Genomic DNA, 19,274 nt, shown 5'->3' with positions numbered 1-19,274 from the left:
TATCGGGGTTGACGGGGGCGGAACTCATACAAGGGTCAGGAGCAATTTTATGTACAATGGACCAATTGAATAAACCGATCACCGAAGAGGTACTGCACAATTTACGGAGCAGCACCCATGTACGAAAATAATGTTGTGGTCGGGGTGTAGATGCTGCACCCCGACCACTGCTCTCGCCAGGCGATCACGAAGTTCGTAGACTCCGTTTCCCCGTATTATTATTAGTGCGACGTACGAATCTCGACGACGCTGCTTTCGTAGCCGCTGCCGTTCCACACCGAGTAAGACAACGCGTCGCCGGACGGGCTCCACGAGGTGTTTGCCACGTTTTCGACGTCGGCCGCGATCCGGGTTACCTCGTCGGACAGCAAATCGTGAACGTACAGGCCCTTGACTGTCGCGCCGCTCACCTCGGCTTGCATGCCGTATGCAATCAGCCGCTGATCCGCCGACCAGGAGATTCCGCCAAGCTCCGCTCCTTCCGCAATCGTCTTCGCGTTGCCTCCGTCCAGATCGCAGAGCAACAGCTTCACCTTGGAGCCTTCGTATTGTTCCACCAGCAGCTGCTTCCCATCAGGCGAAGGAATGACGTTGCTCACGGCGCCCAATCCCATGTCCTTGATCGCTTTGGTGTCCAGATCCAGCACTCTTAACGTCTCATTCGCATTGGAGTTGTACAAGACCTTGCTGCCCAGCTTGGCGACGAGGAACAATGCTCCTTCTTCCTCCAGCTCCGGCATCTTTGCAATGTCTCCGCCCTTGGTAGCCGTGAAGGCCCCGCCGGCGTACGAGGCGCCAATGACGCTGCCATCGTCCGTCCACCTGGCGCTCATAGCCCCTCCGATGGGTTCGCCGGATAGACGGAACGACTTCAACGTCTCCAGGTCCATGACATAAAAAACGGGATCGCCAAGCGTGTACTCTTGGTAGATCAGTTGTTTTTTGTCCGGCGACAAGCTGGCCGCTCCCAAAAAGACGTTCTCCTGTTCTTTCAGCGGCACGAGTTCTTTCGTCTTCAGATTAAACTTGTACAGACTGCGCGGGTAGGAATCCGACAGCTCCGACAGCTCCATCTTCGCCAACTTCTCGTTTTCCCTGGATATAATGACCGTGTCCTCGTCCACCCAGCCGAATATATCCACCTTCTCGTATCGCTGTATGCCCCCTATCGCAATGGCCGGTCCGGCCGCTGGAGTCTTGCCCCCATTATCGATGACGGTGATGGTTTTCCCTGGCTCCCGAATGATCTCGCGGTTTCCTCCGTCATCCTCGCTGCAAGCGGTTATTGTAAGCAGCAATGCGGGTACGCATGCCATGATGGCTAATTTTGTTTTGTTCAATGTGATCGCCTCCTTGATGCTTACAATACCAACCATTTGTTGCAAATGAACGAAGAGTTGTTTCCAAGTTGTAAACAATCTTATCGGGTTTGAATCGGGAACGCGATTCGAAACGTCGTGCCGCTGCCATCCGACTTCGCGATGGAGATGGCGCCTCCCTGCGTCTCGGCATAACGCTTCGCGAGCGACAGGCCTAGCCCCGCGCCGCCATGCTCCCTTGATCGGTTTTTGTCCACTGTATAAAACGCTTCGAAAATTTTATCCGCTACCCCTTCCGGAATGCCGATTCCCGTATCGGAAATTTCGATGACGACCTCATTGTCCAAGGCGACGTTGCTGACGCGGATGCGGCCGTTTGCCTTGTTGTATTTGATCGCGTTGTCCAGCAGGTTCGCCAGCACGATATTCATGTAATCCTTGTCGGCTTCTATATAAGCTTCGCGCAAGTCCGTCGTAAGCGTAAGCCCGAACTTGTCCATCTTTCCCTTAAGGCCGTCCAGCACCGACCCAATCGTTGAGGCAACCTCGAGCCGTTCCTTGCTGTATTCAAAATCGTACTTCTCCATCGCCGATAATTGCAGCACTTTCTCCACCATCTCGTAGAGCCTCTGCGTCTCGCCCGCAATGTGGGTTTTGGCCGTGGTCAGCAGCTCCTCGTCGTCGGGATACATGTCGAGCAGATCAAGGTAAGCTTTAATGGAAGTCAACGGCGTCTTGAACTCATGAGTAACGTTGCCGATAAATTCCTTCTGCTGACGGTCCAGCTCCGACAGCTTGCGAACCGCAAGCGACAGCTTCTCCCGCTCCTGGTCCTTATCCCGCATCGTGAGCATAAGACGTTCGCTCATGGCGGCAATGCCGGCTCCAAGCTCGCCGATCTCGTCCCTGCGTTTGATGACCGGTACCCCGAACTGTCCCTCCCGAATACGGCCTACCGTATCGTTAAGCCTGATGATGCCCCGAGCGAACGAGTTGAAATACAAGTAAGCCAATAAAAAGCTAAGCACGAATACGCCGGCTCCGATATAGATGAACAACTGCTTGATTTCGTCATAAAAGGCTTGATGGTCGCCGAGGGAATAATAGAACTGGACGACGCCGACCTGCTCGCCCAACACCCGCAAAGGGGTCAAATAATACATGGAGTCCCCTTCCACCAAGTAAGCCGTCTTGTTCTCCAGCGCATAAGCCAGCGTCTGCTTGACGCTCACGGATGGCGGAGTCGCGGTCCTCCTGCTTGTAACGGAGCCGCTCCCATCGTACAAGACGACCGGTTGCCCGCTGACCAGCTTCTCCAGTTGCTCGCCGAACTCCGCGCCTTTGGTTTTTAGATAAGTCTCGGGCACTTTGCTGGATGCCGCCATGATGGACTGGTAGAGATAGACGTTCGCCGTGTCGGCTTGCTGCGCGAGGAGCCCCTCCGTCTGCGCGCGCTGATTCCGTTCGATTCCCTGCAAGACCAGTAGGCTGAGCACGATTACCGTAAGCAACAGGAGACCGGCGAGGAACAGACTGAACTTCAGCTTGATGCTAATTCTCACTGTATCCTCCGGACGCCTTGTAGCCGATGCCGTGCACGGTTTGGATGATCTCGCCATGATCCGGTCCCAGCTTCTTGCGAAGCCGTTGCACATGGATATCCACCGTACGCGTACCGCCGTAATAGTCCATTCCCCACACCAGGTCCAGCAATTGCTCCCTTGCGTACACTCTGTCGGGATTCGAGACCAACAGCGCCATCAAATCAAATTCCTTGGGCGTCAGCTCCAGCTTCTGTTCTCCCGCGACAACCGATCTTCTTGCGACATGCACCTTCACTCCGCCAAGCTGGGTCTCTCCCGGCTCCTTCTTCTCGCCGACGGCCTGCATCCGCCTCAGCAGGGACTTGAGCCGCGCGAGCAGCTCCCGCATATCGAAGGGTTTCGTCATGTAATCGTCAGCCCCGAGCTCCAGCCCTAGCACCTTGTTTACGATGTCTTCCTTGGCCGTCAGCATGATGACGCCGATCTGTCCCTTATCCTGCAGCTTCTTTAGCACGTCGTAGCCGTCCATGCCGGGCAGCATCACATCCAGAATAATGGCGTCGGGCCGAGTTTCGCTTAACCGTTTCGCCGCCAGATCCCCGCGATCGATGACCTCCACCGTATACCCTTCGCGCTTTAAGGCATAGGCGATAGCATCCGCGATCGCTTTTTCGTCCTCGATGACCATGATTGATTCATGCATGGCATTGTCACCTGCCCCATGTCGTTATCGTCTGCTTCTATTATAAGGGGTTTCCGGCTGGAACCAAAATCCATCTTAGCAGATAAACGTATACTCTCGACAATGTGTCAGAGGCTAGAACAATGAGGCTTGGATCGTGAAACGTTCACAATATATTAAATATTTGCCCATTGTGCAATATTGCTCATTGAGCAAACTCGATGTTATATTGGATTCAGACTTCTATGAGATGGGCGCTTGATGAGCGGAGGTGACTGAAAAGAATGAACAAATCAAATTTGCGCGAAATCAAAAAAGAAGCGACGGGGCACGCTCTGGCGGAAGCCGCATTTCAGCTGGCGCTGGAACGCGGGATGGACGGCTTCGTCGTGGAGGATATCGTCCAGCGGGCCGGATACTCCCGCCGCACGTTCGCGAACTATTTCTCCTGCAAGGAAGAAGCAGTCGCTACGGCGTCGGTGCCGTATCACGACATCAGCGAATTCTACGAGCTGCTGAACCGGATGCCCGACTCCACTTCGCCCATCGACGCCATGTACCAGTTCGTGAAGATGCAGCTGGCGGAGGAATCCTTGCGCCGAATGAAGCAGCTCTTTACCCTGTCCAAAAGTTACCCCAACCTGAAACCCTACACCCTGGGCGCTGTTCACCTCTTGCAGCGGGAAGCCCAGAATCTCTTGACCGGCTTGTTCAGGGAGACGCATCCTCCCGACTATACTTACTTGCTCGCCGGCTCCGTATGCTCCACCATTGTGCCGCTGCTGGACGGGACGCTTCGCGTATTGCTGCCGGGAGAATCGCCCGACAACGATCCCGAAGCGCAATCCTTCGACGAATACTTCGATACGGCGTTCCGTTACTTGCGGAATGGCTTCTAACGAGGTAGTCCAAAGGTTATTGAACCGAATAACGTTTGACGTATTCGGATGAAATCTATTCAGCTCAAACTCAGCTATTAAAGGAGACACTAACTGCATGTCCAAATTATTGTATCGTATCGGCAAATCCGCCTTTGGCAAGCCTTGGGCGTTTATCGCGGCATGGATTCTGATCATCGGCATCGTCGGCGCCATGCTCGGCATCAACGGCATGAGCGTCAGCTCCGAGATGAAGATTGAAGGCACGGAGTCGCAGAAGGTGCTCGACAAGCTGGAGCAAGAGCTGCCGGAGGCGTCCGGCGGCCAAGCCAGCGTTCTCTTCACCGCGCCTGAAGGCGAGAGACTCGACACGCCGGAACGCATCGCGACGATTACCGAGACCGTGGGCAAGGTGTACGAGCTCGAGTACATTATTAATCCCGCCGAGCTGGCGGCCGCAGCCGGCGCGGACCTGAGCGCAGGGCAAGCCGCGCAAGGCGGTGCCCAGGCGGGGGCCGCTCAAGGCGCAGATGCCGGCGCAGCTGATGCGGCGCAAAATGCTGCTCAGGGCGCTGACGCCGGCGCTGCGGCAGGAGCGGCCGATGCGGCTAATTCTGCAGGCGGCGAACTCCCTCCTTACATGCCGCTCATGATCAACGGGATGCCTGTACCAGGCGTGTTGATCGCAACGGACGGAAGCATCGCCCTGTTCCAATTCCAATTCACCGTGCAGCAGAACTCGCTGCCGCAAGGCGTAACGGATACGGTGGTCGAAGCCGTTACCGAATCCGTCGACGGAAGCGGCATTACCGCGCTGCCAAGCGACTCGCTAAAGGCTGTCGAGGTCCCTATCGGCATTAATGAAGTGTTCGGGCTTCTGATCGCCGCCGTCGTTCTCGTTATGACGCTGGGCTCGCTCGTCGCTGCCGGCCTGCCTATCATCACCGCGCTCTTTGGCGTAGGGATCGGCGTCGGAGGCGCGTTCGCCCTCTCCACCTTTGTGACGATGACATCGTTCACGCCTGTTCTGGCCCTCATGATCGGACTGGCGGTTGGCATCGACTATGCGCTCTTTATCGTAAACAGACAGCGCCGACTCATCTTCGACCAAGGCCTGACAGCCCGCGAAGCCGCCGGCCGCGCGGTCGGAACGGCAGGCAGCGCCGTTTTCTTCGCCGGTCTGACGGTTATCATCGCCTTGTGCGGCCTGCTCGTTATCGGCATTTCCTTCCTCAGCATGATGGCTCTCGTCGCTTCGGTTACGGTGCTTCTCAGCGTGCTGATCGCTCTTACGCTGTTGCCGGCATTGCTTGGTCTGATCGGCGAACGTATCTGCTCCGATAAGGCACGCGAGAAAAACCGTTCCAAAGCGGCAGCCAAACAACATGGCGTCGCCGACGCATGGGTAAAAGGCATCGTGAAGTTCCGCTGGCCGGTAATCCTTGCGGTAATCGTCTTGCTGGGCGCAGCGGCGATCCCGGCAGCGAAGATGGAGCTGGGCATTCCGTCCGGCGCCAGCGCGAACCTGGATACATCCGCCCGCCAGAGCTACGATGCGATTTCGGCCGGTTTCGGAGAAGGCTTTAACGGCCCTCTGCTCATCGTCGCCGAGCCAAAGGATTCCGCAGGCGTCATCGCTCCGGAGGTGCTCGGGGGCATCGTGCAGGAAATTCAGAAAAACGAAAACGTATCCGTCGTGCAGCCGATGGGGATGAACGCGGAGGGCAACATCGCCATTCTCAGCCTGATTCCGAAGACGGGTCCTACGGACACGGCGACGAAGGACCTCGTGCAGGAGCTTCGCGCAAAAGATTCCGCAATCGCCGCCAACTACGGAGTAACGCTCGGAGTTACGGGCTTCACCGCCATTAACATCGACATGTCCAGCAGGCTTGCGGAAGTATTCCCGACCTACATCGGCGTTATCGTGATCCTGTCGTTGATCATTCTGCTGCTCGTCTTCCGTTCCATTCTCGTTCCGATCAAAGCGACGGTCGGCTTCTTGCTTAGCGTGCTTGCCACGTTCGGCATTACGACCGCCGTATTCCAATGGGGATGGGCGAGCAATCTGTTCGGCGTGGATACCGGCGGACCGCTTATGAGCTTCATTCCGATTCTCGTGACAGGTATTCTGTACGGACTCGCGATGGACTATCAGGTGTTCCTCGTCTCCTCCATGCGCGAATCGTACGTGCATGGCCATCGCGGCAGAAACAGCGTCATCCATGGCTACGACCAAGCCAGCCGAGTCGTTGTCGCGGCCGCCGTCATCATGGTTGCCGTATTCGCCGGCTTCGTCCTGACGCATGATATTATGATCAAACAGATCGGCTTCGCGCTCGCGCTTGGCATTCTGATCGACGCGTTCTTCGTTCGTATGGCGCTGGTGCCGGCCGTCATGGCCATCTTCGGCGACAAAGCCTGGTGGCTGCCGAAGTGGCTCGACCGCCTGCTGCCGAACCTCGACGTCGAAGGAGACAAGCTGATCGCCGAGCTGCAAGCCAAAGAGGGATCCAAAGCTCACTAGGCAGCTCGCAGACGCCGACCGTTCAAGGACTGGCGGCATAATAAGCTGCGGGTATGGCATTTCAACCGGTAAAGACGGTCAATCGGGCTCCCCCAAAGCGCACAAAGAAGCTTCCACCCAAAATCGGATGGAAGCTTCTTTTTTATTCTACTAACTATCAAGGCAGAACCACTCGCGGGGCCCAATCATTCCGCTTTCTTCTCGAAAGCGTAATTGCCACTAAACAGATTATCGTCGTGAAAGGCGATAATAAGCATATCGTAATGCTCTTGGGTGAGCACATCCCGCAAACTGAACTCCGTATAATACCGATTGTCCAGAACGGTCAGCTTGTTGAAGTGTTGGGCCAAGTATGGCGTAAGCGGGTTCATAAACGAATCCTTCAGCAGCAGGACATTCAAATCATTATTCGCTTGCGAATTCTCATATACGATTTTCTGGCGGTCGCCCCCGAAGATCGCCCCGTAAGTATAGGTGCTTCGACCCCGCTTGAATCCGTAAAACTCGTCAAACGATTTGATCGTCTGTGAACCGTCCTTGTTAATGACCTCGAAATGCGAGAAGGAGAAGGGGATTCGAGGCTCGTAAATGATCGTTCGGTCGGCTTTCTTCGGATTGATCATTTCGTTGATCTGGATGTTATAGCTGCCCTCGAACGCGCCGTCCGTTAATTGAGAGATGTGGATATCGTCCAACGCCATAGGCTCATCCGAGAAGATAGGCGACCTGCCCGAGATTTGTTCAATCATTTCCTGATAAGCGGTGAAGGCGCCTCTTACATTCCAATGGTGGTCGGTTTCCAAGTACATCTCCTCCAGCTCCGCCTTCTTAAACGTATCGAACTTGTTCCCGATATCCACGACATTCACCGAAGAATCCAGCTTGGATAAAAAATACTGTTTGGACATGCTGTAAGCATCGGTTTTCAAATATGCGGGATACAGATGCATTAATGCTTTCGTTCTCGACGGATTGAAGACGAAATACGTTTCGGTTCCTTGCTCTACAGCAAATTTCACCGCTTCGTTCAATTTTGCGGTCGCGGAGTCAATCTGTTTGGTAAAGACGTTTTTGCTGGGAACAGGAAATATCCACTTCTTGTTGATCAGCACAAGCTTCGACACAATACGTGAATCCGTCACAATCGTCCCATTCTCCGAATTCGGCGAAGGGGCAGGACGGAGCAAATTTTCGAACAGCATCGCGTTGAACACCTTGGAGTTTTGCTGCCGTTGATACATCTTCACCATCTCGTCGCGAAGCACAATCTGGTCGTTCGCATATTGATTCATATCCTCGAAGAAGCTTCGCGAGAAGAGCAAAGAGGCTCTGAACGCCGGCAACTTACTTAACGTTCTCTTCTCGCTAGCCGAGAAGCTGTTGTCCGGCATGACCACGCTGGCTATAGAAAATCCGAATATTATGGTAAGGAAGGCTCCGATATAGACACTTGCTAACTTTCTGTTCAAGTTGATACTCCCTAATAACTTTGATTTTGTTGGACATCACGCTAAAATCTGAAATACAAGAACGGATTGTACGTCGAATTAACCAGATACAATATCACTTGCGCAAATAAGAAAAAGCAGAAAATCAATGAAACAACTTCGCGTACAATGCCCATCGAAGGATGAAGCTTCCGTTTCTGCAACAGCGGATATACCGGCATGGCTACAATAACCGCAATAGCGAAATAGAACCAGTTCAAAGACAGCAGCGACAATGCCTGGGCATCAAAAATCTCTTTGCCGCGAGAAGAAAACATTGCGGCCAGGTAATCTGTTGCGTAGCTGAAATTGTCGGCTCGGAAGAACACCCAGCCAATCATCACAAGCAGCAGCACCAGCACATGATTGAACGGATAGAGCTTGGACAGCCACTTCTCCAGATAGAATTTCTCCAAAGCGATAAGCGCCCCGTAATAGATGCCCCAAGCCATGAAAGTCCAGCTGGCTCCATGCCAGAACCCCGTCAAAGCCCACACGATCAGTAGATTGCGGCACAGCTTCCACTTCGACACTCGGCTTCCACCCAGCGGGATGTAGACGTAGTCCCTGAACCAACTGCCGAGAGAGATATGCCAACGCCGCCAGAACTCCGAGATGCTTTTGGCGATATAGGGATAGTTGAAATTCTCTTTGAACTCGAATCCAAACATTTTGCCCAGACCGATCGCCATATCGCTGTAGCCCGAGAAATCAAAATAAATCTGCAGCGTATACGCTATAATGCCAATCCACGCACTGCCTGTGGAAAGGTCGGATGTCGATGTCATAAATATCGTGTCCGCTACGGCGCCGAGCGGGTTGGCCAGCAGAATTTTTTTGGACAAACCCAGAATAAACCGTTGGATGCCTTGGGCGAATTGAGTGGAGGAGAAGACGCGGCGGCTCAACTGCTTGGCGACATCGTTGTAACGGATTATCGGACCCGCTACTAGCTGCGGGAAAAAGGTAATATATAACGATAATTTGAACAAATTCCGCTGGGCTTGCTCTTGTCTGCGATAAATATCAATGAGATAGCTCAGCGCATGAAACGTATAAAAGGAAATACCGATCGGAAGCGGAATCGTTTGTAGATGAAAATCCGTATGCAAGGCGGCATTGACCGCATCAACGACGAAGTTGGCATATTTGAAAAAACCCAAAAGCCCGATATTGACCGCAATGGCGGTAGCAAGTATATAAACCCTCTTCTTATCGCTGTTCTCCGACCGATCTATCCAAATGCCATAGCCGTAGTTGATAAGAATGGATGCGATCATGAGAAATACATATCGAGGCTCGCCCCAGGCGTAGAAGATCAAGCTGAAAATCAATAGAATGATATTTTTATATTTGAACGGAAAAGCGAAGTACAAGACCAGAACAAGGGGCAGAAAATAAAATAAAAAGATGACTGAACTGAAAACCAAGACGTGCTTCCCCCTAGATTGAATAAATCATTAATTGTCAACTTCCTGACGATCCCAAGTGTAAGAAGGTTGCGGCCAAACCTCAACTTCCGAACCTGGCAAGAAGACATCGGACAAATAAACCGAGCTTGCCCGGATGATATCCGTGCAAGCTCGGTTTTTATTGGGTCATAACAGCGTTATACTTCTACAACGGCCTTGATTACCTTCGACGCCGGATCCAGCCAATCGCCAAACGCTTCGATCATACCTTCCAACGACGAACGATGCGTAATAAAGCGGCCCATGTCCAGATAACCTTGCCCGACAACGTCGAGCACATGCTGAAAGTCGGCCGCCGTCGCGTTGCGGCTGCCCATCAGCGTCAGCTCCCGCTTGTGGAATTCGGGATCCGAGAAGGCGATCTCGCCTTTTACAAGACCGACGAATACCAGCTTGCCGCCATTGGAGACCAGCTCGAACGCCTTCTCCATGGACTTAGAATTGCCCGTAGCGTCGAATACAACGGCGGGATATTCGCCGTCCGTAAGCGCGGCTAGCCGCTCCTTCGCGTTCGGCGCCAACGCGTCGATCCGCTCGTCGGCCCCCGCCCACGAGGCGCAGAAGTCCAGCCGCTCCCGCGAGATGTCCATCGCGATGACGCGGGCGCCTGCATGTTTGGCGAAAGCCATGACGCCCAGCCCAATGGGGCCGGAGCCGATAACGAGCACCGTGTCGGACGGCCTGACGCCGCCTCGTCTGACCGCGTGCGCTCCTATGGCTAGCGGCTCTACTAGAGCAGCTTCGTCCAGCGACAAAGAATTCACGTTCAGCAGATGGGACACCGGCACGGAGATGCGTTCCCTCATTCCGCCATCCTGATGTACGCCGATGACGCGCATCTCCGCGCAGCAATTCGTCTGACCGCTTCGGCAAGCCCGGCACTTGCCGCAATGCAAGTACGGAATGATCGCCACGCGATCGCCTGCCGACAATCCGCGGTCGTTTCCGCCTATGGCTTCAATAACGCCGGACAGCTCGTGACCCAGTATACGCGGGTACTGGAAGAAGGGCTGTTTCCCCTTAAACGCATGATAATCCGTGCCGCAGATGCCGATCCTCCGAATGGCGACGATGGCATGTCCTTCCGTCAGCTCCGGCTCGGGCAGATCGTCCCTCATGCGGAACGACTCCATTTCCTCGCATACGATTCCCTTCATCTATGTCCCTACTTTCCCTCTGTCATAAACGATCCCGTCGATTCGTTGTAGCGCGGCAGACCGCTGTTCCAAGTCTCGTTATGCACCGGCTTCAGCACATCAAGCACCTCGGAGAGCAGCTCCGGATCCATCGGCTCGTCCGTCCATGCCGCGTTTCTCGCGATATTAGCCGGGTTGGCCGTACTGACAAGCGTTGTGGGGATACGCTCCTCCGCTGTCGAGAACTGAATCGCCAGCTTCGCGATGTCCTCGCCCCGTTCCTCCACGAGCCGAGCCGCTCTCAGGCATGTCTCCTTGAGCTCGGCGCTTGCGGGATGCCAATCCGGAGTGCCTCTTGTGCTCAAAAGCCCCATTGAGATCGGGGAAGCGTTAACCAATCCGACGCCGCGCTCCTCCAGCAGCGGCAGCAGTCCCAGCAGCGAAGTATCGTTCAGCGAATAATGGCAATACGAGATGATGACATCCACGTCGGCCTGCGGCAGCATTTGCTCGAATAGAGCCAGCGGAAGTCCGCAAATGCCCGCGAACCGGATTTTGCCTTCCTCCTTCAGTCGTTGCAAGGCAGGAATGGCTTCGCCCACGATGATGTCCGGTTCCACGAACTCGATGTCATGCAGGAACAGCATATCGACGTAATCCGTATTCAGGCGCCGCAGACTTTCCTCCAGGCTCGACTCGATCCGCGCTGCCGAGAAGTCGAACGCGTTCTCGCCGTACCTGCCTGCTTTCGTGGACAAGTAAAAGCGGTCCCGCGAAGTCTGCGCAATAGCCCGGCCCAGCACGGTCTCGGCCTTCGTCGCTCCGTAATACGGCGATACGTCGATCAGATTAATGCCGGCGTCCAATGCCGCATGCACCGCGCGAATTCCTTCCGTGTCATCCGTCCGACGGAACACGGAGCCCAGGGAAGAAGCGCCGAAACCAAGCCGCGACACTTCGAGGCCGGTCTTGCCGAGCAAACGATATTTCATCGCGATCCCTCCGTCTCTTGCAGCTTGTAGAATCGTCTTGCGTTCTCGCCGAACAACTTGGACCGCGACCGCTCTCCCCAGTCTTTCGGCAGAGCTCCCTCCAGCAGACCGACAACCTCGCCGTAACTTGCCGCAAGCAGACACACCGGCCAGTCCGTACCGAACATCACTCGATCCTCGCCAAAGACGGCCAGAACGTGGTGGATATACGCCTCGAAGTGCTCCGGCCTCCAAGTCCGATGATCGGCCTCCGTCACCATGCCGGACAGCTTGCAGTACAACCGGGGATGAGACGCCGCCCGCTCCATTTGCTCCGTCCACGGCTGCAGCGTCCCCGCCGCAATATGCGGTTTGGCGATATGGTCGATGACGCCCCGCAGGTTCGGAACGGCATCCAGCAGTTCAAGCAGCGGGTCCAATTGATCGGCTGTCACCAACAGATCGACGGGTACGTCCAGCTCGGAGTAAAAACGCAGCGCCTCCACGAAAGGAGGCTCCAGTATGCGCGTGGCATCTGGCATATCTTGAATCATGATGCGGAAGCCGACGAATTTGGAATACTGCCGGAACCGCTCGTAATGCTCCTTGTGAGCGGGATGGAATAGATCCAGCCAGCCCACTACGCCAAAAATGTTATCCGAACCGTCTGCCAGAGACAACAAATATTCCGTCTCCTCAAGGGTGGGTGCCGCTTGAACGACGATGGTGCCGGCCACCCCATGCTTGGCAAGCTCCGGCTCCAGGTCCCGAGGCAGGAAATCCCTGTACAGAACCGGTAGCTCCGGCGTGATCCATCCGTAATCGTCCCGGGACATCGTCCAGTAATGCTGATGGGCATCAATGCGCATGCTGCAATCACTCCTCTCTTCTCCCTCTATTGTACGAACGCCAATCGGAAAATGAAATGTCGCCGCATTGCAATAATATGTCCGATTTTGATATATTGAGGGCAATAACCGGATTGGAGGCTTGCCTCTTGCAGCCTGTTCGCAAACCGTTCCATCTCGATCCCGTCTTTCCATTCGAGCTTGTCTACAAGGGAGTACGCTATTCGGACAACGAGTGGCCGGACCATCTGCATGACCTTTACGAGCTTGTATACATCCACGAAGGCACGGGGTCCTTCTTCATCGACCATACCATATACGAGAAAGGCCCCGGCGACCTGTTTCTCATTCCCGGCAATACCGTGCACCGCGCGTTCCCGTCCGCCGACGAGCCCATCGTTTCGACCGCGTTGTTCTTCTCGCCTCCACTCGTGGAGGCCGACTCGCTCGGCGATCGATACGAGCCGCTCCAATGCTACAACATGGCCAGGGGGCAGAAGCGCTACAAACTGACCCCGGCGGAGACCGATCATGCCGGCATCGAGCTTCTGCTCCGCGCAATGGCGGAAGAGATGGCCCGCCAGGAGACAGGCTACCGACATGCTATCCGGCTCCATCTGCTGCGCCTCTTGCTGGAGCTCGCGCGGCTGCCTGCCGTACACGCCGCCCCCGCCGCGGCCTCCGTCGGCTTCGGACCTGCCTGGATTCGGCAGGCGCTGCGCGACATGAACCGCGATCCCGTCGGCTGCGGAGGACTTGCGGAGCTCGCGGGCCGCGCGGACGTCAGCCCCAGCCACTTCGCCCGCGTCTTCAAGGGGCTGACCGGCATGACCGTGACCGACTACGTAAACGCCAAACGGCTCGTCCGCGCCAAGGATCTGCTGCTGTCGACGGACGACAACATCGAAGATATCGCAGCGGCTTGCGGCTTCCTGGGCATGCGCCACTTCTACGAGCAGTTCAGAAAGTTAACGGGGTTAACGCCAAAAGCTTATCGGGATCAAATGAAAGCCTGATCGATCATCAATCAGATAAATGGATTTTGAAGCGAGGAGGAGATACAAGTGTCCAGCTCCTTAGACGAGACGCGGCAGCTTTACGAAAAAGACGAGGTCACGAACAGCTTTCTGAAACGGCATCCCGTTCATTGCGAGTTTCGAACCGGGAAATTGCCCCGCAAGCGACTGCATTTTCACGAAGGCTGCGAAATCTACTTGTGCCTCGGCGGCAGCGGCTCTTATATCGTCGAAGAGAAGCTGTACCCGCTCCATGCCGGGACGCTTACGATTATCGGCCCCAACGTCGTGCATCATCCCTACTCTGGAGAGGATTCGTTTAGCCGCTATATTTTGACGATAGACGAAGCCTATCTGGCAACAATGGGGCAGCTATGCGGATGGAAGATAAGCCCCTTCGGCCAGTTGCTAGGGGGCTCCTCGACAAGCAGCCACTACTTTCTGACGGCGGCGCAATCCGAGCGCGCCCGCTCGGCGGCGGCGGGGCTGGCCGAGCTTCTAAGCTCGCCGGATCCGCTGCGCGAGCTCGCGATGCTGCATCGCCTGACGGAAGTGATGCTGCTGATCGGGGAGCTGCAGCATTCGCCGGCGGAGCAGCAGCTCGCCAGCGGCGCGAACGAGCGGCTTATTCAGGAGGTGGTCGCCTGCATGGCCGCGTCGTACCGCGACCAAATTACGATCGACGGCTTGCTGGAACGGTTTCCCGTGTCGCGTTCGAAGCTGCTGCAGCTCTTTAAGGCGACAACGGGCTTTACGGTGACGCAATTGCTGACGGAATATCGGCTTAATCAGGCGAAACGGCTCCTCGCGGGCACCGACTGGCCGATGACGGAGATTGCCGCTCAATCGGGCTTCGGCGATCTGTCCCACTTTTACCATGTATTTCGAAGAGAGAGCGGCATTACGCCGAGGCAATACCGCCAGAAGGCGTTGGCACCAAGGTGAAACGGCTGTCTCCGTCCGTTCGCGGCTAACCAGCCCCTTCCCCGCTCCATTCGGGTCTTGACCGCTCAACTACTCCCGAAGCTCCTCGCGCAGCGGCTTGACGTCGAGCGGAATCTCGCCCTGCTCCGTCTCCGCCAGTCTCGCCTGGAACGAACCCTCGTACTCGAATACGGTGCCGATCAACGGATTATTTACTTCGACCGAAATCCGGTAACAGTCTGCCCGATCATCGTACCATTCGCAGACGTCGGCGATGCCGGTCAGACTTGCAGGGAATCGGAATTGCAGCAGTCCTTCGTAGAAGCGCTGCTCTCCCGAGCGAATGCGAATGCCCCCGTTGGGAGCTGCCGATATTTGCAGGTCGACCGCGAGATGCTGCTTGGTGCCCAAATAATCGACGATCCTCCCGCGACTATCGCTATAGATCATCGTCGCGTCGAAACGGCGGATGGCGTTCGGAAACTTGAAGGAACGAATCCATGTCACCGTCTCTCTCCCATAACCGTCCACATAAGCGTAATTCTCGATTGTAAAGGGGATGTCGCGCCCTCCCTGAGGAAACATGATATGCCGCTTCGTTCCCGCATAGAGAGGCAGTGCCGCCAGCTTGGCGTAACGGATTCGCTCCATCGTTCCTCGGCCAACGGACTTAACCCGGTCTGAGCTGCTAAAGCCGAAGCGCTCTCTTATGCGCGGGTGCAGCTTGGAGAAGTCGGCGCCCAGCGCCTTCTCATAGATAGACTTCATGACTGCCGCCTCCTTTCTCCGCGCTGACCTCATCCTCGTTCCTCCGACGGCAACGGCCGGCCATCGGTACGCCAGACGCCGTCATAGCGGCAATGATCGCCAATGCCAGCATGGGAACAGTCAGCACAAGGGGATTAAATGGCGATAACAGCAGCTCCGGCGTTCCGGCAATCGCCGTACCCCCCAGCAGGACGAGCAAGATAGATTGGCCGACATAAACCGCTCTTCTTCGATGCCATAACGCTATCGCAATCCCCATGCCGATCTCCGCCACTCCCAACAAAGGCAGCAATACATGCTCCAAGTTCGGGAACAAGCCGGTCGCCCGATAGAGTTGAAGCTCCCCGCTATCCGGACTGATCAGCTTCGGCAGAAGCCCCTCGTACAGCCACAGGAGAGACAATACCGCTACGCACGCATAATGAATGACCGCTCTCTGAATCGTAACGGCCGGCGCGATGCCGCGCTCTAACCAGATGCGCAGCATATCGAAGCTCCAGGCGGTCGCATAACCGAACAACGGACGGAATGCCAGCCGGTCCAACAGCCGGCCGACAATCCCGAACCTCGTCGTATAATTGAACTTCGTGCTAAAGGTTACTCGATCGCCGTCCGGCTTGTACCGCCAATAGCCGCCGCCCCGTCGTATAAGCGAAATCGGCTGCTCGGATTCGAATACGAGCGTGGAGAGCGCGCCTCCGGTTGCGATTGATCTGGAGCTCCTTGACTCGCCAGTGCCCGCGATTGCAATCCCGAAGCCGATGCGAGTACGGTAGAGAAACCGTTGCGGAGAGTTCTCTCCTTCTTTCGGAAGATACGTAATATCGGTAAAACGCAAATCCCATTGCCGGTGCAAGTTCGGCTCCTGGGTGTGACTCCATATAGCATCCATATCGGCCGCGATATCCAGTTCCACGTAGATCGGCGTCGTTCTCATATGCGCTCTCCCCTGTTCTTCCCTTCACGCGGGTTGTTGCGCTAATTGTAACGCCAGTCGGCCGAACGCGGCAGTTCCAACTATCGTAGGTCCCCAACCCGACAAGGGTACTACGTGGCGTAGTACCCTGCAGTATGCTATCAAGCTCGACCAGTCTCCTTCTGCTCGTTTTTAATGTTACGGAATTCCTTAGGAGTCATATCGCAATGCCTTTTGAAAGACTGGATAAAATGATTGACGTGATTAAAACCAACTCTCCTGGCGATCTCGGTTACGGAAAGATTCGTGGAATCCAACAGCTCGCGGCTTTTTCGGATGCGGTACTTAACCAAGTAGAAGTAGGGCGTCATGTGAATGCTTTTCTTAAAGCCGCGAGTGCACTCCGACACGCTCAGATGCGCGGCCTCGGCTATTTCCTTCAAGGTTATACTGGCCGTATAGTTTTGGTGAATAAAGCTAAGCATTACTTGCAGTCTTTCTTGTTGAAGCCTGTTATGTTTGGAGGCCTCCTCCGCAGGCAATGTCATATTTGAGACAAGAATCATCCATAACTGTACCGTTCGAATGGAGATCTCGTATTGCCATCCCCAGGCTTTTTGCTTCTCGAATTCCTGCTTCATATCCCACAGCATGTTCAGAATCTGATTATGCCACTCCGAATCCCCCCTGATTATCAATGACAGTAAAGAAGAATGAGTAACCGGATGCACGTAAAGTTGCTCCATAGCGCTGTCCGGGTAGAAGGCGAGCAGCTTCTCCGGGAAGTTAAAGCTGACGTATTCGCCGCCATGGGTTAGACGGGAAACGATATGCAGCACGCTTTTATTGATAAATATGGCTTCTCCGGTCGACAGACGATAATCGATGCCGTTAATTTGTATGGTCATCTTTCCTTTGGTCACCAGGGTCATCTGCAATTCTTCATGCCAATGCAGATCGTTGATTCCCCTGCCATCGGGAATCGATCTTTCGTTCGTATGCGTGTACATAATGTACGGAAAAGCTTCGTCCGGATATTGGATGGTTTCGTGCAGTGGTTTCCCCACGCGGCCGCAACTCCTTTATTTGACGATATTTCTATATTAATTAAAGATATTATTGCACGAAATCAAAGCCTGTGATGATATTATTATATTCAGCTTAAGCATACCTTAACAATTCCGTGCACAGGCAATTGTTCTAGCATCTGGAGGAACCATGTTTGCATGCAATAAACTTTCTTCGTCCCGTTCGTTTATTTTGTTGTTCGTCAGCATCTTGTCCGTCTCTTTCTCTTCCATCATGATCAAGTTTTCGGATACGCCCACATCTGTGGCCGGAATGTACAGATTGTTTATTTCCGTGTTCATCATGCTTGCTTTTGTGCCCTGGAGATCGTTTCGCACCTTGAACTTGAATAAAAAAGACTGGAGCATCGTAATTCTTGCCGGCGTCCTGCTTGGCTTGCACTTCTTATTCTGGATGGAATCGCTGGTCTATACCTCTGTTGCAAGTTCTATGGTAATCTTATCCTTGCAGCCGTTATTCGTCATGATCGGCTCGTATGTATGGTTCAAAGAACGGGCTCGTCTGCTTACCGTGATTTGCCTGATCGTTGCGCTTTTGGGTTCGATCGCAATAGCTTGGGGGGACATCGGGATTTCGAGAGCAGCTTTGATTGGAGATGGATTATCTTTGCTAGGAACGCTCTTTGTGTCGGCCTATCTGCTCGCCGGGCAGCAAGTCAGCCGCAAAATCCCTGCCAATGCGTACAGTGTCATCGTGTTTCTGATCGGCGGCACCGTCATGCTCGCGTACAATTTGGCGAATCAAGTTTCTTTGACGGGATACGACTCGTCCGATTGGACTTACTTTTTAATGCTTGCCGTTATCCCCACTATTTTCGGACAATATATTTTTAATCTCCTGCTGAATTCGATCGGGGCGACTACGATCTCGGTCGGCATTATCGGTGAACCGATCCTTGCCATTTTTCTTGCTTACCTGCTATTGGGAGAAACCATATCGTTCTTTCAGTTTTTAGGCGGATTATTGACATTACTGGGCATGGGGTTGTATTTTTGGTCTAAATCATTAAAAGTGAGGGGAATAAAAGTTGGCAGTCATTGAAGATTTTATGAAGCTCGATATTCGTGTCGGAACGATTGCGAAGGCGGAGTTTTTTGCGGAAGCGAGAACGCCTGCTATTAAGCTCGAAATTGATTTCGGGCCTGAAATTGGAATAAAAGCCTCCAGCGCGCAGATTACAAAACGGTATACAGCCGAGGAAATCGTCGGGAAACAAGTCATATGCGTGGTTAACTTTCCCGCCCGGCGCATAGCAGGGTTCAAGTCTGAAGTATTGGTGCTCGGAGGAGTCCCGGAAGAAGGGGATGTCATTCTATTGAAACCGGATATGATCATGCCGAATGGAACTGCGATTGGTTAATGGCGAAGTGTAACTAACAAGAATCATCCCGTTCAAGGTGAAACGGCTGTCGCCGTCCTTTGGCGGCGCAGAAAGTTTCATTCCGAGAACTAGAGGCCAAGTAGAAAAACTTACTGATACTTTCCTATATTTGAACAAAATCACCTGCTCAAGAAGGCGGCAATAGACCAAAAGCCAGAAATGGCGGTGAAGGGATAACGCCCTAGCACCGCCATTTCTTCATTTTTGACGTTTCATTCATCAAGTGAGCTATTTCAACAAGCGAACAATCTTAATTTTGAGACAGCCACTTTCGTATAGATTTTCAATTTTAGATCCATATGCCAATACCGGCTGG

Annotated in this window: 17 protein-coding genes; 6 read left to right on the top strand and 11 right to left on the bottom strand. The window is 54.2% G+C overall.

The features are described from left to right. Positions 1-221: 221 nt before the first annotated feature. The 3 genes from B1748_RS31860 to B1748_RS31850 form a co-directional block, all read right to left on the bottom strand. Positions 222-1,340: a TolB family protein gene (locus tag B1748_RS31860; RefSeq protein WP_087572003.1), complete on the bottom strand. Its 1,119-nt coding sequence runs from the start codon at positions 1,338-1,340 to the stop codon at positions 222-224. Between the two features lie 80 nt (positions 1,341-1,420). After that, entirely contained in the window at positions 1,421-2,881 is a 1,461-nt protein-coding gene (locus B1748_RS31855) for a sensor histidine kinase (protein ID WP_179215922.1), read from the bottom strand. Continuing rightward, positions 2,871-3,566, bottom strand: coding sequence for a response regulator transcription factor (locus B1748_RS31850; RefSeq protein ID WP_087572016.1), 696 nt, complete (start codon positions 3,564-3,566; stop codon positions 2,871-2,873). The genes B1748_RS31855 and B1748_RS31850 overlap by 11 nt, the downstream gene beginning before the upstream one ends. A 263-nt stretch (positions 3,567-3,829) precedes the next feature. Here B1748_RS31850 and B1748_RS31845 point away from each other — a divergent pair, with 263 nt between their 5' ends. Next, positions 3,830-4,444: a TetR/AcrR family transcriptional regulator gene (locus B1748_RS31845; RefSeq protein ID WP_087572001.1), complete on the top strand. Its 615-nt coding sequence runs from the start codon at positions 3,830-3,832 to the stop codon at positions 4,442-4,444. A 97-nt stretch (positions 4,445-4,541) separates the two neighbouring features. Beyond that, a complete protein-coding gene (locus B1748_RS31840) occupies positions 4,542-6,950 on the top strand; it encodes an MMPL family transporter (RefSeq protein ID WP_087572000.1) in 2,409 nt (802 codons plus the stop codon). Positions 6,951-7,135: 185 nt separating this feature from the next. On the opposite strand, the gene B1748_RS31835 is transcribed toward B1748_RS31840, so the two are convergent. The 5 genes from B1748_RS31835 to B1748_RS31815 all read right to left on the bottom strand — a co-directional run bounded on the left by B1748_RS31835 (position 7,136) and on the right by B1748_RS31815 (position 12,885). Beyond that, entirely contained in the window at positions 7,136-8,419 is a 1,284-nt protein-coding gene (locus B1748_RS31835) for a DHHW family protein (protein ID WP_087571999.1), read from the bottom strand. Between the two features lie 41 nt (positions 8,420-8,460). Then, on the bottom strand, positions 8,461-9,867 hold the full coding sequence (locus B1748_RS31830) for an MBOAT family O-acyltransferase (protein ID WP_087571998.1): 1,407 nt from the start codon (positions 9,865-9,867) through the stop codon (positions 8,461-8,463). Positions 9,868-10,046: 179 nt separating this feature from the next. After that, positions 10,047-11,066: a zinc-binding alcohol dehydrogenase family protein gene (locus tag B1748_RS31825; protein ID WP_087571997.1), complete on the bottom strand. Its 1,020-nt coding sequence runs from the start codon at positions 11,064-11,066 to the stop codon at positions 10,047-10,049. Positions 11,067-11,074: 8 nt separating this feature from the next. Beyond that, positions 11,075-12,037 (bottom strand): aldo/keto reductase, encoded by a 963-nt coding sequence (locus B1748_RS31820; RefSeq protein WP_087571996.1) that lies wholly within the window; start codon positions 12,035-12,037, stop codon positions 11,075-11,077. Further along, a complete protein-coding gene (locus B1748_RS31815) occupies positions 12,034-12,885 on the bottom strand; it encodes an amidohydrolase family protein (RefSeq protein ID WP_087571995.1) in 852 nt (283 codons plus the stop codon). The genes B1748_RS31820 and B1748_RS31815 overlap by 4 nt, the downstream gene beginning before the upstream one ends. Before the next feature lie 128 nt (positions 12,886-13,013). Between B1748_RS31815 and B1748_RS31810 the strand changes: the two genes are divergently transcribed. Beyond that, positions 13,014-13,880: an AraC family transcriptional regulator gene (locus B1748_RS31810; RefSeq protein ID WP_087571994.1), complete on the top strand. Its 867-nt coding sequence runs from the start codon at positions 13,014-13,016 to the stop codon at positions 13,878-13,880. Between the two features lie 48 nt (positions 13,881-13,928). Beyond that, positions 13,929-14,825, top strand: a complete 897-nt coding sequence (locus B1748_RS31805) for an AraC family transcriptional regulator (RefSeq protein ID WP_087571993.1) — start codon at positions 13,929-13,931, stop codon at positions 14,823-14,825. A gap of 69 nt (positions 14,826-14,894) precedes the next feature. On the opposite strand, the gene B1748_RS31800 is transcribed toward B1748_RS31805, so the two are convergent. The 3 genes from B1748_RS31800 to B1748_RS31790 all read right to left on the bottom strand — a co-directional run bounded on the left by B1748_RS31800 (position 14,895) and on the right by B1748_RS31790 (position 17,555). Continuing rightward, positions 14,895-15,572, bottom strand: coding sequence for a DUF4166 domain-containing protein (locus B1748_RS31800; protein ID WP_087571992.1), 678 nt, complete (start codon positions 15,570-15,572; stop codon positions 14,895-14,897). Continuing rightward, on the bottom strand, positions 15,556-16,509 hold the full coding sequence (locus B1748_RS31795; RefSeq protein ID WP_087571991.1) for a DoxX-like family protein: 954 nt from the start codon (positions 16,507-16,509) through the stop codon (positions 15,556-15,558). The genes B1748_RS31800 and B1748_RS31795 overlap by 17 nt, the downstream gene beginning before the upstream one ends. Positions 16,510-16,649: 140 nt before the next feature. Further along, positions 16,650-17,555 (bottom strand): AraC family transcriptional regulator, encoded by a 906-nt coding sequence (locus B1748_RS31790; RefSeq protein WP_087571990.1) that lies wholly within the window; start codon positions 17,553-17,555, stop codon positions 16,650-16,652. 151 nt (positions 17,556-17,706) lie between these two features. Here B1748_RS31790 and B1748_RS31785 point away from each other — a divergent pair, with 151 nt between their 5' ends. After that, the gene (locus B1748_RS31785; protein ID WP_087571989.1) at positions 17,707-18,618 is read left to right on the top strand and encodes a DMT family transporter; all 912 of its coding nucleotides are present in this window, start codon (positions 17,707-17,709) and stop codon (positions 18,616-18,618) included. Next, the gene (gene csaA, locus B1748_RS31780) at positions 18,605-18,937 is read left to right on the top strand and encodes a chaperone CsaA (RefSeq protein WP_087571988.1); all 333 of its coding nucleotides are present in this window, start codon (positions 18,605-18,607) and stop codon (positions 18,935-18,937) included. Before B1748_RS31785 ends, csaA begins: the two co-directional genes overlap by 14 nt. The last annotated feature ends 337 nt before the right edge of the window (positions 18,938-19,274 follow it).

Origin of the sequence: Paenibacillus sp. MY03 (genome assembly GCF_002165585.1) — a bacterium.
In the GTDB taxonomy this organism is placed as follows: domain Bacteria; phylum Bacillota; class Bacilli; order Paenibacillales; family Paenibacillaceae; genus Pristimantibacillus; species Pristimantibacillus agaridevorans.
The sequence above is the reverse complement of the archived record's forward strand: the minus strand, read 5'-3'. Positions and strand labels throughout refer to the sequence as shown.